This window comes from Buttiauxella sp. JUb87 (genome assembly GCF_004361975.1).
Taxonomy (GTDB): domain Bacteria; phylum Pseudomonadota; class Gammaproteobacteria; order Enterobacterales; family Enterobacteriaceae; genus Buttiauxella; species Buttiauxella ferragutiae.
The window spans coordinates 157,517-175,045 of sequence record NZ_SNVY01000007.1; the positions used below are offsets into that span (position 1 = coordinate 157,517).

Sequence of the window (17,529 nt, forward strand, 5' to 3'; positions counted from 1 at the left end):
TCACTACGTTCTAATTAGTGTTGCTATTGCTTGCCTGGTTTTGTCTGATTTTTGTCTGATTTTTGTCGGATGACGCTGCGCTTATCCGACCTACATGTCGGGGGTAAGCGCTAGCGTCATCCACCACTTTTTTAGGTAATAATGTGGTGCTGCTGTACCAGTTCATCGAGCGTGACGTGCGTGTTCTCCAGGGTGACGAGCGTGGTTGAGTTGTAGGTGCCGCCTGTGCCGTCGCGATCAATGGAAATAACGGTGTTATTGCCGCTGGTGGTGACGTTGAGGTAATTGCCCAGTGTGGCGGCCTGCCCATTCCAGCCGGTCAGCAGGTCGTGAACGTTGATCGTGTCGCCTTGTGCCGCCGAGAAGTTGTGCCAGGTATCGGCACTGTTGCCGCCGGTCGCACTTGCGCTGGTCAACAGGTGATAAATCAGCGTGTCGCCATAAGCCGAGCCGGTAATCACATCGCTTTGCGCGGTGCTGACGAATTGCGGGCTCATATTGATGGTTAACGTGGCGCTGTCGCTATGGCCGTTCTGGTCATTTAGCGTGTAGGTGAAGGTCTCTTTGGTGGTCATCGACGCCGGAGAAAGCCCGCTATTGAGGGTGTAGGTGTACGCACCATCAATCCCCATCACCAGCGTTCCGTAATGCCCCTGAATCGTGGCGGTTGAATTGCTACTGGTTAGCGGATCAAGCGTGGTCGTCGTGCCGTTGAAGCCGGTAATACTCAGTAGGGTGTGAACGGTACCGAGCTGATCGGCAGCGCCTGAGGCTTCCGTACCGTCGTAGATATTGCCGTGAACCGTGTTACCGGCAAGCGTTGAATAGCTGTCCAGATCAATGGTGGTGCCGGTGATAGTTGGCGTGATGGTGATTTGTCCGGCACCAAGAACACCGACTCGCCCAGTGTAATTTAACGAGTAGGTACCCGACTGCAGATCCAGCCCTGCCAAATCAATATTCGCCATGCCGCCTAACAATATGCCACCGCTGAATGAGCCGTTTCTTACCACGGTTCCTGAGCTGTTAGTGATGTTCCAGTCAACGTTCAAGCCACTCAAAGAAAGGAATGATTGCACCGTAAAATGTAACACTGGGTTATGCAGAACTTCGTTAGCGCCGACCGCAAAAGTCCCGTTGCCGCTTCCTGATGACGGGATTACCAGGGTTGTCCACGACGCCGACCCCACGCTGGTATCCGAATAAACCGCCGTATTTTGCGCGGTGTTCACCGCCATCACAGTGCTGCTGTCATCAAACGCATCCACGGTATGCGGCGTGGCAGTGACATTCAGCGAGGCGGTGTCGGTATCACCGTTTGGTGCGGTGATGGTGTAAACAAAGCTGTCAGGCGTTTTGATGCTGTCCGCGCCCAGGCCGCTGTTCAGTTTGTAGGTGTAGTTACCCGCCGCATCAATGGTCAGCGTGCCGTATTCACCAATAATGGTGGTGGTGCCTGTTCCCGCAATGGCGACGCCATTCACCTGAGTAATGTGGCTACCTACCGGATGAATATCATCATTCATCACATTGCCGCTGGTACTGGCTGTGACGCTCTCCACCGCATAAGTATGGTCTTGCAGAATATTCAGCGTATAGCCGGTGAGCGCCGCTACACCGCTGGCATTTTTGAGCAAGAACAGATACTCGCCACCTGGCAGCGTCAGGGTTAATAGCGATGAGGTGCCGCCCAGCAATGGCGCGGTAAGCCAGGTATTGACCACCCGATATTGCTCATACTGCTGAGTCACATCGTTGAACTTGTAGACGTAGAGATCGAAGGTGGAGAGTAACGCGACCCCGCCAACGCTTGCCTGCAACGTCATGGTGCGCGTTGAACCTTCATCGACATCAAAGAGTATCGGGTTCGCCATATTGGCTAACGCGCTGAGGCTCAGCACATTTCCCACACCGACGCTCAGCACTGAGAAACCACTTTGCTGTGAAGGCCCGTGGTCTACCGCTTCCACATCGGTGTTGTAGGTCAGCGCCGCCGTGTTATCGGTGGCGGTCACGGTGCTGGCAGGTGTTGGGTTGCCGAGTGTCACCACCAACTGCGCCGAATCACTAACGCCATTATGGGTGATGGTGTAAGTGAAGTTTTCGGTGCTGCCAAGTACCGAGGCTGAGGTGTCCGTCAGGGTGTAGGTGTAACTTCCGTCCTGGTTGATATGCAGCGTGCCGTATTCACCTGTGATATCCGCACCGCCTGCGCCAATCTGGGTGGTGACGCCCTGCGAGTTGGTCACCGATGTCACAACAGTGCCTGTCGGCGCGGTGTCCTGGCCGCTGTTCGGATCAATATCGGTGATCACGTTCCCCGGATGGGTCGTTTCCCCGCTGACTGTCCCGCCACTGATTTGTTCAATACTGACATCAAGGCTGGTGAAAGAGCCGGTCGCCAGCAGGCTGGTGTTGTAGCTCAGCACCCGATAAGTGCCTTCTTCCAGCCCGGTGACATTCAGTGTTACGCCGTTGGCACCCAGCGTTAGCAGGTTGGCAAACTGTGGCAGTCGCGAATCGATTACCGTAGTCCAGGCTCCGCCGACAAATTGCTGAATCACCACTTCCATCGTGTTGAGCAGTGTCAGTACCACGCCTGTAGCGGCGGCATCAATCGTGATATTGGCAGTGCCACCCGCGTTAACCGTAAAGCCTACTTGCGCGGTATCGTTGCCGAGCACCTGTACTGTGTTGCCCAGCGCCCCGACCAACAGCACGCCGTAATCGCTGTAATGCTCTGGCGGTGAAACGACGGCGCTGCTGGTCAGCGCCAGGTTGACCACGTTGTCATCGGCGGCCAGTGGCAGAGTCGGTGCGGTTGCAGTGACCGATGGCGAGGTGTTGCCTGCCGCATCGGTGGCGGTGACGGATAACTGCTCGCCGCCAATTTCGCGCGTTGGCAGTGTCAGGGTGTAGCTTCCGCTGCCGTTAGCGGTGGTGGTGACAACGGTGCCGCCCGGCAAGGTAATGTTCACCGTGCTGTTGGCTTCCGCCGAACCGCTGATGGTGGTGCCGTCTGCACTGATGGTCGCCGTTGGTGTCAGTGGGGCGATGGTGTCAACGATCACGGTGAGCGCCGTTGACGGGCTGCCGGTGCCATTCGGGTTGGTGGCGGTAGCGGTGAAGGCGTGTGAACCTTCGGTGAGCGCAGATGGCGTGTAACTCCAGGTGCCGTCCGTTGCCACCACGCTGCCCATCAACACGCCATTGTTGTAGATACTGACGGTTGCACCGATGTCTGCCGTGCCGTTAATGGTCGGCGTGGCATCGTTGGTGCTTTGCCCGTTGTTAACCGTTCCGGTAACGGGAGCGAAATTATCCAACACTGTGGTAATCACCGGCACGCCTGGTAATGCAGTGTTTGGCGCAGCAAACCCAGCCGATGCACCCAGGTTACCCGCGCTATCCGTCGCCGTAGCTTGTAGGGATTCGCCGTTAGTTTGCGCGGGCGTTATCGTCACGCTGAACTTACCGTTACCGTCCGCCGTAGCGCTGCCGAGAACCGTTCCGCCGCTGGATATGGTGACGGTGCTGCCCGCTTCGGCATTCCCGGTGACGGTTGTCCCGGTGACGTTGACCACCATGCCAGTTGGTGCGGCAGGCGGCGTGGTATCGACAATAATCACCGCTGGCAGCGAGTTGGCGCTGGTATTGCCTGCCAGATCGGTGGCCGTCACGGTGAAGGTGTGGTTGCCTTCGGTCAGTGCGGTGGTCAGTGGGTAAGTCCAGTTGCCGCTACCGTCGGCAGTGACGCTGGTGACCAGGTTGCCGTTATCGTAAATCGCCACCGTAGCACCCGCTTCTGCTGTGCCGTTAAGCGTTGGCAGCGTGTCGTTGGTGGTCTGGTTGTTGGCAACCGGGCCGGTCACGGTGCCGACATCGTCAATAACCGTGGTGATCAGCGGCGCGTTTGGCGCGCTGGTATCCAGCGTGATGGTAAAGCCCGGAGTTGGGGTGGTGACGTTACCCGCCGCGTCGGTGGCGGTGAGGGTGAAGGTATGCGCGCCGGTAGCCAGCGGTGTGGCTGGGGTAAATGTCCAGGTGCCACTTGCCGGAACGGTCACCGTGCCAATTTGTATCGCTCCATCAAAGATAGCGAGGGTGCTGCCTGGTTCGCCGGTGCCGTTCAGCGTTGGGCGTGCGTCGTTGGTGATTTGTCCGTTGCTGAGTGAGCCGTTCACGCCGCCTGCCACGTCGTCCACCACGGAGGTGAGCACGGGCGTGATTGGCAGCACCGTGTCGATAGTCAGTGTAAAGCTTCCCGAAATCGCCCCGACGTTGCCCGCTGCATCGGTTGAGGTGGCGGTGAAAACATGGGTGCGATCGGGTAGCGGATTAGGGGGTGCCAGGCTCCAGATCCCTTCCGCGCTGGCGGTGGTGGTACCGAGCAGGATGCCATCGTCGTAAACCTTAACCGTGGAGTTGGCTTCTGCGGTGCCGCTCAGTAATGGTTGGTTGTCGTTGGTCGACTGCCCATTCACCAACGCGCCAGTCACCGGGCCGACATCATCAGTTGCCTGGATGACGATCGGTGCGGTGGGAACGGCGGTATCCACGACAATATTGAACGCCCCTGAAGCCGGGCTGACGTTGCCCGCGGAGTCTGTCGCGGTCACCGTAAACGCGTGATTGCCGTTGGCGAGCGGTGACCCTGCTGGTGGCGTGAAACTCCATGTACCACCAGTGACGATTGCTGTGCCAATCAACGTGCCGTTGTCGTAGATATTGACGGTCGATCCGGCTTCTACCGTGCCGTTGATTTGTGGACGGGTATCGTCCGTCACTTGCCCGTTGGTTAAATTACCGGTGACTGTCCCTGCATCGTCCGCGACGGTGGTAATAGCTGGCGCAACAGGCGCTGTGGTGTCGATCACCACGTTAAACGCTGCGGATGGTGCGCTGACGTTACCTGCCGGATCGGTAGCGGTAACGGTCAGGTTGTGCGAACCGCCTGGCAGTGCTGAAGGTGGTGTAAAGCTCCAGGTGCCGCCAGCCCCCACGGTTGCCGTACCCAGCGGCGTTATGCCGTCATAAACGGTGATCGTCGAACCGACTTCGCCGGAACCGGTGATAGCAGGGCGCGTTTCGTTGGTCGGCTGGCCGCTGGTGATTGGCCCAATATTTGGCGCGGTGTTATCGGTGACGGTCAAAATGGCTGGTGCGGTCGGGGCGACGGAATCCACAACTACGCTGAAGGCTGCTGACGAGTTACTGATATTCCCGGCGGCGTCGGTGGCTTTGACCGTCAGGGTGTTGTTGCCCTGGAGTAACTGATGACCGGCGTCCGGCGTGAATGACCATGTACCGGTGCCTGTGGCTGTTGTTGTGCCAAGAAGCGTGGTGCCAGAATAAACATTGATCGTGGCATTGGCTTCACTGGTGCCGCTGAGGGTTGGCTGCGTGTCTTTGGTGAGCTGGCCGTTGGTCAGGTTAGTCACCGGCTGAGTCTGGTCATCGACCACCAAAGTTATGGCTGGCACTACAGGAGCAGCGGTATCCACCACCGCAGTAAAGGTGGCTGGCGGGCTGACGTTGCCTGCCGCATCGGTAGTGACAAGCGTCAGATTGTGGCTGCCATCGGCCAGCGGCGTGGCTGGCGTGAACGTCCAGTTCCCCGCGCCATTAACCGGAACGGTGCCGATAACCGTGCCGTTTTCGCTGATGGTCAGCGTCGAGTTCGGGTCGGCGGTGCCGTTGAAGGTTGGCGTGTTGTCGTTAGTCGGCTGGCCGGAAACCACCGGTCCTGGCGTGCTGGTGTCGTCAACCACTGACGTAATGACCGGAGCCGCCGCGATGCTGGTATCAACAATCAGCGAGAAACTGGCAGGTGGAGCGCTGACGTTTCCGACAGCATCGGTTGCGGTGACGGTGATGGTGTGCGGACCGTCAGCCAGGTTGGTTGGTGGCGTGAATGTCCAGGTACCGTCAGCGGTGACGGTTGCGGTGCCGAGTGTCGTGGTGCCATCAAGAATCGTGATCGTCGAACCTACTTCGCCAGTGCCGGTAAAGGTAGGGCGCTGATCGTTCGTGGCCTGCCCGCTGGTGATGATGCCCGTTACCGGAGCGACATCGTCGGTGACGGAGGTGATGGCGGGAGCTGTGGGTAACGTGGTATCAACGGTAATGTTGAAATTCGGCGTCTGGCCGCTGGACACACCGCCAACACTCTGGCTGACGGCAAAAGTATGCGGGCCATCTGCCAGCGGTGTAGTGAACTGGTAACTCCAGGCTCCCCCAGTTCCCGCCGCGAACGGAGTCTGGGCAATGCCGTCAATATAGAGGGTGATCATGGCACCGTCTTCAGCCACGCCGCTAAGTGTTGGCAGGTTATCGTTGGTGCTGGCACCGCTGTCGACTCTGCCAGTGACCGGCGCTACGTCATCCAAAACTTCAATTGTCGGCGGATGCGGAACATTCGTATCCGCGGCAATGAAGCCAGTCGGGCCACTCTGATTGCCAGCGGCATCCTGAGCAATTGCCTCCAGTTCTTCAGCGGTGGTTTGCGCAGGCGAAATTGTGACGGAGAAGGTTCCGGTTGTGGAATCAGCCAGGCCTCTGCCCAATACTGCATGGGTATTGGCATCCCTGATAATCACCGTGCTGCCGGGTTCCGCCGTCCCGTTTACCAGTGTGCCATTCGGATCTGCTGAACTTACCAGCGGAGCATCAGGTGGCAGCGTATCAACATGCAACGTAATTGGATTTGGTGATACGGCGGTATTTCCTGTGGCATCGCTGGCACTAAAGGTGAATGTGTGGTCGCTTACACCCGTCGGGAGTGTTGTCGTGAAACTCCATGTACCATCCGGAGCAACAGTAACAATAGGGGGTGAAGTCACCACCGGTGTACCGTTATCTAAAACAGTAATGGTACTGCCTGGCTTACCTGTGCCGCTGAAGACTGGGGAGGTATCGTCGGTATAGCTGCCATTGACCAGCGAAGTGGTAATCACACCCACGTCATCAGCAATCTCCGTCACGACCGGAGCGGTGAGCGGCGTGTTATCGACAGTCAGATTAAAGATTGCTGACAATGGGCTGAGGTTACCCGCAGCATCGGTTGCGGTGGCGGTAATCGCCAGCGTGCCGTTTGGTAGCGGAGTGGTTAGAGCGATAGTCCAGTTTGTGCCAACAACCGTTGTGCTACCCAGCACCGTGGTGCCGTTGTACAGCGTGATGATGTCGCCATTCGCACCGGTGCCGTGGAAGGTTGGGGTGTTGTCATCGGTGACCGCGTTGTTGAACAGCGGTTGTTGTACCGCACCTACGTTATCGTCGGCATTGACGATAACCGGTGCAGCAGAAGCGGTGGTGTCGACCGTAAAGGTGATTGCCGCAGAAGGCGGGCTGACGTTCCCTGCCGCATCCGTTTCTTTGACGGTCACGTTGTAAACCTGTTCGGTCAGCGGCGTGGTCGGAGTGAAGCCCCAGCTGCCGTCTGCCCGTACCGTGGTTTCGCCGAGTTTTGTGCTGCCGTTGAACACTTCAATTTTATCGCCAGCTGTGCCGCCAGTGCCGGAGAACGTTGGCGTGGTGTCGTTGGTGCTGCCACCATTGCTGACGGTGCCAACCACCGGAGCATGATCATCGGTGACCGTTGGTGTGCCTGGTGCGGCTGGTGGCGTTGAGTCGACGTTCAGCGTAAAGCCTGCGGAAGGCAAGCCAACGTTACCCGCGGGATCGGTCGCCACGGCAGTCAGCGAGTGAGGGCCTTCAGCGAGCGCCGGAGAAGGGGTAAATGTCCATATGCCGCCAGCGGGAACCGTCACCGAACCAATCGGTGTGCTGCCGCCATTATCATAAATTTTGATTGTCGCCCCGACTTCGCCGGAACCGGTAAGGGTTGGCGTGCCGTTTTGCGTGCTGCCACCGTTGGTGACTGTCGCAGGGATTCCGCCCACTTCCCCTTGCGCGTTGGTAATGGATGGCGCAACAGGCGGTGTGGTATCGACCGTCAGGTTAAAACTGGCGGCTGGGCTGGCGTTGCCTGCGGCATCGGTCGCCACAGCAGTTATGGTATGTGGCCCTTCGCTCAGTGGTTGTGTCGGGATAATGCTCCATTTACCATCGCCGCCCACCACCATAGAGCCGATAGCGGTAGGGCCATCGTACAGCGTCACGGTGCTACCAGCCGGGCCGGAGCCATTAAATTGCGGCAGGGTATCGTCGGTCGCCGAGTTGTTGGCAAGCGTTGCGGTAACCGTTCCGACATTATCCACTGCGCCGTCAATTGTTGGCGCAGACGGAGCGGTAATGTCGATGGTGATGACATATTCGGCGGAAGGCGCGGTGGTGTTACCCGCCGCGTCTGTGGCGCTCACCGTGAAGCGGTGGGTGCTGTCGATCAACGTTGACGGTGTGTAACTCCAGGTACCCGATACACCGACCGTAAAGGTGGTCAGCGCGGTGGCGCCATCGAACAAAGTGACGACAGATCCGGGTTCGCCGGTACCGCTGATCGTTGGCGTCCTGTCGTTGGTGAAACCATTGTTTGGCACCGAACCGCTGACGGGGGCGAAGTCATCGCTGACCAGCGTAATGGTTGGCGCTTGCGGAGCAATGGAATCAACGGTGAGCGAAAATGCCGCTTCAGGGCTGACGTTGCCTTTGGCATCGGTGGCGGTGACGGTCAGGTTATGCAGGCCCTGTGCGAGTGCGGTGGTTGGGGTATAACTCCAGTTTCCGTGCTCATCGGCAGTGACGCTATTTAACAGCGTAGCGTTGTCATAAATTTTCACCGTTGCGCCAGCTTCGGCGGTGCCTTTGAGTTGTGGCTTATCGTCGTTGGTGGTTTGCCCGTCGCTGAGATGATCGATCGTGTAAAGGGGGACATCATCCACCACGGCGCTAATCACCGGAGCATCCGGCGCGGTGGTGTCAGGTGCGGTAATCGGTGTTTCTGGTCCGGTGTTTCCAGCGTTATCTGTCGCAGAAACTTCCAGTTTTTCGCCAGCCGTTTGCGGCGGGAATATCGGAATATTAAAACTACCGTCTGAACCTGCTGTTCCAGTCCCCAGTGGGGTGCCGTCGCTGTCAGTGACATTAACCGTGCTGCCTGGCTCGGCGTCACCGGTCACCACTGACCCCTCATCGTTGATGTCCACATTGGTCGGTGCCCCAGGAGGGGTGCTGTCTTGTGCAAAGACGGTGCTGTTGTCACTTTTGTTGTCTGCGCTGTCTGTCGCTGAAACCAGTAAGGGTTCGCCGTTGGTTTGTGCTGAGGTTAACGGTGAAACATCAAACCTCCCGTTAGCGCCTGTGATGCCCGTTCCCAGAACGTTACCGCTACTGTCGGTGACGATGATTTCACTGCCCGCTTCCGCGCTGCCGGTGACATGCAGGCCGTCTTGTGAAACCAGTAAATCACCCGGTGCTGCGGGCGGGGTGGTATCGACATTGACGGTAAAGACTGCCGAGGTGCCGCTAGTGCCGTACAGGTTGGTGGCGGTAAAGGTGAATTCTTGCGTACCGTCTGCCAGCGCGGATGGGGTATAGGTCCAGTGGCCGGTGCCGTCAGCGACAACGCTATCAAGCAGCAAACCGTTGCTGAAGATTTTAACGGTACTTCCCGCTTCAGCCGTGCCGCTCAGGGTTGGTGTGGTGTCGTCGGTGGCCTGGCCGTTACTTAGAAGACCCATAGTGGCGCCAGCATTGTCGTCCACAGAATCCAGCACTGGCACGGTTGGGTACTGGGAGGTCGATGCCGTAAACGGTGTATCCGGGCCAGCGTTACCGGCTTGATCCTCAATGTGTGCTGTCAGCGTTTCACCGTGAGTCTGCGCGGGGGTGATCCCAACAGTAAAATTACCGTCGCTGTCGACATCGGCATGGCCGAGTTCAGACCCATCGGCAGCCGTGATGGTAATGGTGGTTCCGGGTTCGGCGGTGCCAGAAACGGTGGTGCCGTCGAGGCTGACATTCTCAATAATGGCAGCGGCAGGTGGCGTATGGTCGACAATAAAGATTGGGCTGGTGGTGGCGGAACTGACGTTCCCCGCAGCATCGGTTTGTACCACGATGATTTGGTGGCTACCGTCGGCCAGCGGTTGGTCAGGGGTAAAGCTCCATTTTCCGTCTTCGCCAACGGTGGCTTGCCCAACCTGGATGCCGTTATCATAAATGGTAACGGTGTCGCCAACTTCGCCGGTTCCGTTTAATCCCGGTCTGGTTTCATCGGTGTAGGTACCGCTGCTGATAATGCCGGTCAGCTTGCCGACATTATCCTGCAACTGCTCTAATTCAGGTGCGTCAGGGGCAACCGTGTCGATAGTGACGGTATAGGTATCCGAATGCGCACTTTCACCTTTGGCGTTAATGGTGGTGACGGTAAAACTATGAGAACCATCGGTTAACGCGTTGGCGGGGGTAAAATTCCAGCCTCCGTTGGCATCAACCACTGCGGTGCCAATTTCGGTTCCATTGTCATAAATATGAACGGTGGTTCCTGGCTGACCCGCGCCCAGAAGTGTTGGGGTGTTGTCATTGGTTGGCGTAGTAGGGCTATTATTGGCAATGGTGCCGAATCCCGGAGTGACGTCATCCACCACGTTGGTGAGTGTCGGTGCGTCCGGTAACGGAATATTTGGCGCGGTCACGCTGCTATCAGGGCCAGTATTCCCGGCGGGGTCGGTGGCATGTGCCGTTAACTCTTCGCCACTAATTTGCGGATTTGTGAGCGGAATCGAAAAATTGCCATTACTGTCGGCAGTGCCGGTTCCGATCACCTGGCCGTTGGCATCGGTAATTGTCACGGTGCTGCCAGCTTCTGCGTTTCCGGTTATGGTTTTACCATCTGCCGAGACGCTCAGATTTGTTGGGGCTGCGGGCGGCGTGGTGTCATTACCGTTAGAGGGCTGGTTCGGCGAGTTGGGATTGCCGCCACCGTTGTTCGAGTTATTATCGTCACCTCCGCCGCCTCCGCCACCACCGGCGGCCAGAGCAATACCGCCAGCGACGGCGACGCCACCCAAAATCCACGGCCAAATGGCTCCCCCATCATGTGATTCTGCACCTGTAGCCGCCATCAGCTCATCAATATTATTGATATGCTCGAAGTGAAATGCGGAGTCGGTATCTTGTACCCACCACAATGCGCCCTGGTCGTCTTCGAGCACTAATTGGTTGCCACCCTGGTCGGCGAAGGCGTAAAAGTTTTTTACGGTAATCACTTCGCCATCGTGCAGGGTAATGATCATATCGTGGCTGGAGCGCACGATACTGGCGATATCAGAGCGTTCAGCTTTGAGTTCAACAATGGAAGGGGAGTTCAGCGTAATTTCAGACGCTTCTACTTTATTCGTTACGCCAGTCAGCTTTGAGATGATTGATATTGAACGCATTGTTATCACTCCATTCTGTGTGAACGTGGGTGTAGTCTTCAGTCGCGCTTACGCACGCAAATCATTCCCCTGAATAAAGTGTTAAAACGATCTCAACTATTTATAAAATTTAAGACGAACGAATCCAGTCATCAAAATAATGATGGCTAATGTTATTGATGAAAATTTGTTGGTTACTGAAGCATTAATTTATATGAATATAAGATTCATACTTTCTTATCATTTTCATAAGGGGGTATTGAAGATATAGACAGGATTGGATAAAAGCGCAAATGAAGTGCATAAGAGAGGAACGTAAGTTTTTTTCAGGAGTTATGTGCGCATTGTATGAGTTTTAGTTATGACTATAAAGTGGTATTTTTATTGGTAATGCATTGATATTTATTTGCTTTGTTTCGTGATTGATGGCGGTTTTATTTAAGTTATTATCGATTGGTTCACTTTAAACTTAATCCAGCGTTAACAAAATACCGTCGTGATAATCATCTGCCTTACTGCGGTGAAGCCAGGGTGGACACTAAAAATTTAACTTTTGTTAGTATGTATTCATGCGGTGAATATAAAGGGTAATTTATCCTTTCCGCTTGTTAGTCGACTAGCACAGTTTTAATCAATTGGGGGATTATATTTTATAGAAGATGACTTGATGGAATGAGTTATGCGGATTAATAAATTTTGTTTTGGTAATAAATAATATCTAGGGTAGGGGGAAGATAACTTCTCAGTATTAGCCCCCCGGAAGAAGGACTAATACTGTTTTTTAAAACCGTATTAACGACCCGCGTGCTTCATAATACGTGCTTTATCTACCGCCCACTCTTTGTCTTTTAAATCGTTGCGCTTGTCGTGCTGCTTCTTACCTTTCGCCACGCCGATTTTCACTTTGCACCAGGCATTTTTCCAGTACATCGACAGGGCGACAACTGTGTAACCATCACGGTTAATACGCCCGTAAAGGTTATCAAGCTCACGTTGGTTAAGCAGGAGTTTACGGGTACGTGTTGGGTCGCAGACCACATGGCTTGAGGCCACGTTTAACGGAGTAAAGTTGGCGCCAAACAAAAATGCTTCGCCATCTACCAGTATGACGTAGCTGTCACCGATGTTGGCCTTCCCGGCACGCAGAGATTTTACTTCCCAGCCTTGCAGCACGAGTCCCGCTTCAAACTCATCTTCGATAAAGTATTCATGGCGGGCACGTTTGTTTTGCGCAATGGTGGCTGAACCTGGTTTGTATGCTTTTTTCTTTGTCATAGTGCTGCTCAGTATAAGTAATCCAGGAGTTCAAATACACCCCGCTTCGCTGCGAGGATGAAGGCATATCTTAGCACGGCTCTGGGCTAAGAGTTTTTCTTTGCAGGGTGATAAATGTTATTATTTGCCCGTTTTGTGACTCTCAGGAAATGCTATGCCTCAGATTACCCGTACTGCGCTAGTGCCTTACAGCGCGGAGCAGATGTATCAATTAGTTAACGATGTGAAATCCTACCCTGATTTTTTACCGGGTTGCACTGGCAGCCGGATTCTTGACGCGTCGCATAATCAGATGACGGCGGCGGTAGATGTTTCCAAAGCGGGGATCAGCAAAACGTTTACCACGCGTAACTCCCTTACCGATAATCAAAGTATTTTGATGCATCTGGTCGATGGGCCATTCAAGTCATTGATGGGCGGCTGGAAGTTTACGCCGCTGAGTGCAGAAGCTTGCCGTATTGAGTTCCAGCTCGATTTTGAGTTTACCAATAAGCTTATCGAGCTGGCGTTTGGCCGTATCTTCAAAGAGTTGGCCGGGAATATGGTTCAGGCGTTTACCGTACGAGCCAAAGAGGTCTACAGTGTCGCCTGATATCGTTGTTGAAGTCGTTTACGCATTGCCTGAAAAGCAGTACTTGCTCAAGGTTAGAGTTGCAGAAGGTGCGACTGTTGAGCAGGTGATTTACGCGTCAGGTATTCTTGAACTGCGCACGGATATTGATCTTGCGAAGAATAAGGTAGGGATTTTTAGCCGCCCGGTGAAATTGACCGATACGGTTAATGAGGGGGATCGGGTAGAAATTTATCGGCCTCTGATTGCTGACCCGAAAGAGCTTCGACGCCAGCGAGCTGAGAAATCCGCTCAGAAGTAGCCAAAAAAAGGTGCCAATCAGGCACCTGAGACTGATGACAAAACTGGCGAAAATGGTGGATGACGTTATCGCTTATCCACCCTACAACACCTGTTTAGTGACCTTGTCAGCAATCTGAGGTGCCCATATCGGCACCTTTTTTATTGGTTATTCGTTTACCAGCTTCGGCTTGTTGTCGATGTTGGTCAACACACCGCTGCTGTTGAAAGTCAGCGTCAGCGTTTGCTGAGTCACTTTCTCATGGCCTGGTTGCTGACGGAAGACATAGAACCAGGTACTTGTACCAAATGGATCAGTCATCATTGGCGTACCCAGAGCATACGCAACTTGCTGTTGAGTCATGCCAGTACGAATCTTTGACACGTCGTTTTGTGTCAGGTAGTTCCCCTGGTTAATGTCGGGGCGGTAAACCACTCGCTCCAGAGTGGAACAGCCTGCGGTCAGCATAAGAAGAACCGCTGCGGCAGCAGTCAGCGTTTTACAGCGCATAGTGATTTGATTCCTTTTCGGGCCCGAGCAGCACATGGCTCATTCATAATATGCCGATGATAATAAACCTTTACGCAGTTTAAAACATTAAGGCGCTTAACTCTGACCCTGGTACAGCAAAAAAGTTGGCTTAAAACCTGTTCAATTAACAATATGCTAGCTGAGTGATTGTTTTTTGAACAGCACGCACAACAACTACCGGGTTGTGTATATCAAATCGTTGCCGTTAAGCCGCCAGCAACTCTTTTGCGTTGGCTAATGTGTTGCGTGTGACTTCGCTGCCACCAAGCAAACGAGCCAATTCTTGCAGGCGTGAGCGTTTATCCAGCGGTTGCATATGTGTTTCTGTCATTTCGCCATCGGTTTCTTTGCTGACAAAGAAGTGATGATGCCCACAACCTGCGACCTGTGGCAGGTGCGTGACACACATAACCTGAGTGGACTCGCCTAACTGACGTAATAATTTGCCGACCACCGCCGCTGTTGGGCCGCTGATCCCGACATCCACTTCATCGAAGATGAGAGCCGGGGTTTCCATTTTACGTGCGGTGATGACCTGAATCGCCAGTGCAATACGTGAAAGCTCGCCGCCGGAGGCCACTTTTGCCAGTGGCTGCAAGGGTTGGCCTGGGTTGGTACTGACGCGGAAATCAATACGGTCTGCACCTTCAGCGGTCAGATGGTTTTCATTAAATGCCACGTCAATAGCTAGCTTGCCGTGAGGCATTGATAACGAATGCATGCTTGCGGTAATCAACTCGCAAAGTTCCGCCGCATAATGTGCACGACGCTGATGCAATTCTTGCGCGATGTTCAGCGCTTGCTGGTGATGGACAGCCACTGCCTGCATCAGTTCATCCTGGGAGCTGGCCTGCTCATCAAGCTGTTGCAGTTCTTCGAGCAGCTGTTGATGGAACAATGGCAGTTCTTCCGGCGAAATGTGGTGTTTACGCGCCAGCGATATTTGCCTGGAGATACGCTGTTCCAGTTCATACAAACGGTTAGGATCAAGATCCAGACGGTCACAATAATGGCGCAGTTCATCGCTGGCTTCTGAAACTTGAATAGTTGCCTCTTCCAGCATCGTTAACACACCAGACAATTTGCTATCCATCCCGGCCAGTTCTTCCATTAAATGACGTGCGCTATACAGCTGGCTTTGCAGGTTGTTGTCTTCACCATCCGCGAGGATCGCCAGTGCTTGCTGGCTAACAGAGATCAGTTGCCCGCTGTTTGCCAGCCGTTTGTACTCTTCATCAATTTGTTCAAACTCGCCCGCAATGGGAGAAAATTCATTGAGCTCTTTCAGTTGGTACTGAAGCAATTCAGTACGCGCGGCACGTTCTTGAGCCTGTTGCTGATGCTGCGCAAGAGTTCGGCAGCTTTGATGCCATTCGCGGTAGCTTGTTGCCATTTTGGCGAGAAGTGCAGATTCACCCGCATAACCGTCAAGCAGGTATTTTTGGTGTTCTGGTTTTAACAAAAGCTGGTGGGCATGCTGGCCGTGAATTTGAATCAGCATCTGGCCGAGGTCACGCAACTGAGAAAGAGGAACCGCCGTGCCGTTGATGAAGCCTCGTGAACGGCCATCGCTGCTAATGACGCGACGCAGTAAACATTCACGTCCGTCATCAAGTTGATTTTCTTCCAGCCAGCGCAGGGCGGCAGGCGTGTCTTTCAGGGAGAAGCGGGCGCAGAGGTCAGCCCGGCTGGCACCCTGACGCACCATGTCGGCTTCAGCACGGCCACCGAGACACAGACCTAAGGCATCAATCGCGATAGATTTACCGGCCCCTGTCTCACCGGTAATGGCGGTCATACCGTGGTGAAAATCAATTTCCAGTTCACGAACGATAGCGAAGTTACTGATGGTGAGTTGTGCCAGCATAATTGCTTTCCTGTATGAAAAGACATGACTGTGTTTTCATACAGTATAAACTGGTTTTATATACAGTAAAGAGCCTGGGACACTTTTTAGAACAATTTTTTCGACCAGCCGAGTTTAGAGCTCAATGTATTGAAATAGCTGTAATCTTTGGGGTGAATGAGATTGAGATGATAGTCACAACGGCGGATCAGCACGTCTTCGCCTTCCTGAATAGGTAGCGCTATTTGGCTATCACAACTGATTTCCAGGTCGCTACGCATATGTGAAAAACGCAGGCGTATTGTGCTGCTGCTGTTGATGACCAGTGGGCGTGCAGAAAGCGTGTGCGGGAACATTGGCACCAGCGTAATGGCATCAAGCGATGGGGTAAGAATGGGACCGCCAGCCGAGAGGGAATAGGCGGTAGAACCCGTTGGTGTTGAAATAATCAGCCCATCGGAACGTTGCGAGAACGCAAAAATTTCATCGATATAGACTTCGAATTCAATCATGTGCGCGACTTTGCCGGGGTGCAGCACCACCTCGTTAATCGCGGTACTCAGGCGAGTCGGCGTATCTTGCTGGCAAACCTGGGCTTCGAGCAAGAAACGGCGCTCGGCAATGTAGTGCCCTTCGAGCACATCGGCGAGTTGTTGCTGCGCGTTGTCTGGGTCAAGGTCGGTAAGAAAACCGAGATTACCGCGGTTGATACCGATGACTTTGATATCATAACGAGCAAGAACGCGGGCAGCGCCTAGCATATTGCCGTCACCACCGACCACAACCGCGAGATCGGCCTGTTGGCCTATTTCCGCCAGGGTACCGGTTTTTACGTTTTTGAGGTTAAGTTCCTGGGCAATTTGCTGCTCGACAATAACGTCGTAGCCTTTGGTGCAGAGCCAGCGATACAGCATTTCATGCGTGGTTAGGGCTGTAGGGTGACGTGGGTGCCCGACGATACCAATGCAGTTGAAATGTTTGTTCATTATGCTGATGGTCCTTATGCGCAGTGATGCAGTCGTTTATGACAATATGTCACGTTCCCTTGAATCCCGGAAACTGATCCCCATAATAAGCGAACCAGCGAGATGAATGCTAAAAACGCGGAGAAATTCATGAGTAGTAAAGATCAGAAAACACCAGACGAGCAAGTCTCGGACGAAATTGCAATGGAAAGCCACGAAGAAGTCGAGGCCGTAGAGGGTGCCGAAGTGGTTGATCCGCGCGATGAAAAAATTGCCGATTTGACTGCGCAACTGGAAGAAATTCAGCAGCGCGAGCGTGAACTGGCGTTACGCAATAAAGCGGATATGGAAAACCTCCGTCGCCGTACTGAGCTTGATATTGAGAAAGCGCACAAGTTTGCTCTGGACAAATTTGTCAACGAGCTGCTGCCGGTTATCGACAGCCTTGACCGTGCTTTGGAAGTGGTAGACAAGTCCAACACCGATTTAGCCGCCATGATTGAAGGCATCGAATTAACTCAGAAATCGATGCTGGATGTGGTGCGTAAATTTGGTGTGGAAGTGGTTGGCGAAACTAACGTGCCGTTCAACCCGGATGTGCATCAGGCCATTGCCATGGTTGAGTCTGAAGATGTGGCGCCAAACCACGTGCTGATGGTGATGCAAAAGGGTTACACCCTGAACGGTCGCACACTGCGTGCTGCGATGGTTTCTGTGGCTAAAGCAAAAGCGTAATTTGT

General features: G+C 54.1%; 8 protein-coding genes. 3 read left to right on the plus strand and 5 right to left on the minus strand.

Going from position 1 to position 17,529, the window contains the following annotated elements; all coding sequences use genetic code 11:
* Positions 1-131 precede the first annotated feature (131 nt).
* Positions 132-11,342: a BapA/Bap/LapF family large adhesin gene (locus EC843_RS19835; protein ID WP_133522928.1), complete on the minus strand. Its 11,211-nt coding sequence runs from the start codon at positions 11,340-11,342 to the stop codon at positions 132-134.
* Between the two features lie 771 nt (positions 11,343-12,113).
* Positions 12,114-12,596, minus strand: coding sequence for an SsrA-binding protein SmpB (gene smpB / locus EC843_RS19840; protein ID WP_064544275.1), 483 nt, complete (start codon positions 12,594-12,596; stop codon positions 12,114-12,116).
* Between the two features lie 154 nt (positions 12,597-12,750).
* Between smpB and EC843_RS19845 the strand changes: the two genes are divergently transcribed.
* Together EC843_RS19845 and EC843_RS19850 are read left to right on the plus strand one after the other, a co-directional pair.
* Positions 12,751-13,188 carry a type II toxin-antitoxin system RatA family toxin gene (locus tag EC843_RS19845; protein ID WP_064544279.1) on the plus strand — a complete coding sequence of 146 codons (438 nt, stop codon included), beginning with the start codon at positions 12,751-12,753 and terminating at the stop codon, positions 13,186-13,188.
* A complete protein-coding gene (locus EC843_RS19850) occupies positions 13,178-13,468 on the plus strand; it encodes an RnfH family protein (RefSeq protein WP_133522929.1) in 291 nt (96 codons plus the stop codon). The genes EC843_RS19845 and EC843_RS19850 overlap by 11 nt, the downstream gene beginning before the upstream one ends.
* 147 nt (positions 13,469-13,615) lie before the next feature.
* Here EC843_RS19850 and bamE read toward each other — a convergent pair whose 3' ends face one another.
* From bamE to nadK, 3 genes are all read right to left on the minus strand, one after another.
* Entirely contained in the window at positions 13,616-13,957 is a 342-nt protein-coding gene (gene bamE, locus EC843_RS19855; protein WP_064544285.1) for an outer membrane protein assembly factor BamE, read from the minus strand.
* A 226-nt stretch (positions 13,958-14,183) separates the two neighbouring features.
* The gene (gene recN, locus EC843_RS19860) at positions 14,184-15,845 is read right to left on the minus strand and encodes a DNA repair protein RecN (RefSeq protein ID WP_133522930.1); all 1,662 of its coding nucleotides are present in this window, start codon (positions 15,843-15,845) and stop codon (positions 14,184-14,186) included.
* Positions 15,846-15,931: 86 nt separating this feature from the next.
* On the minus strand, positions 15,932-16,810 hold the full coding sequence (gene nadK / locus EC843_RS19865) for an NAD(+) kinase (RefSeq protein ID WP_064544292.1): 879 nt from the start codon (positions 16,808-16,810) through the stop codon (positions 15,932-15,934).
* Between the two features lie 129 nt (positions 16,811-16,939).
* Between nadK and grpE the strand changes: the two genes are divergently transcribed.
* Positions 16,940-17,524 (plus strand): nucleotide exchange factor GrpE, encoded by a 585-nt coding sequence (grpE, locus tag EC843_RS19870; protein WP_064544330.1) that lies wholly within the window; start codon positions 16,940-16,942, stop codon positions 17,522-17,524.
* Positions 17,525-17,529: the final 5 nt, after the last annotated feature.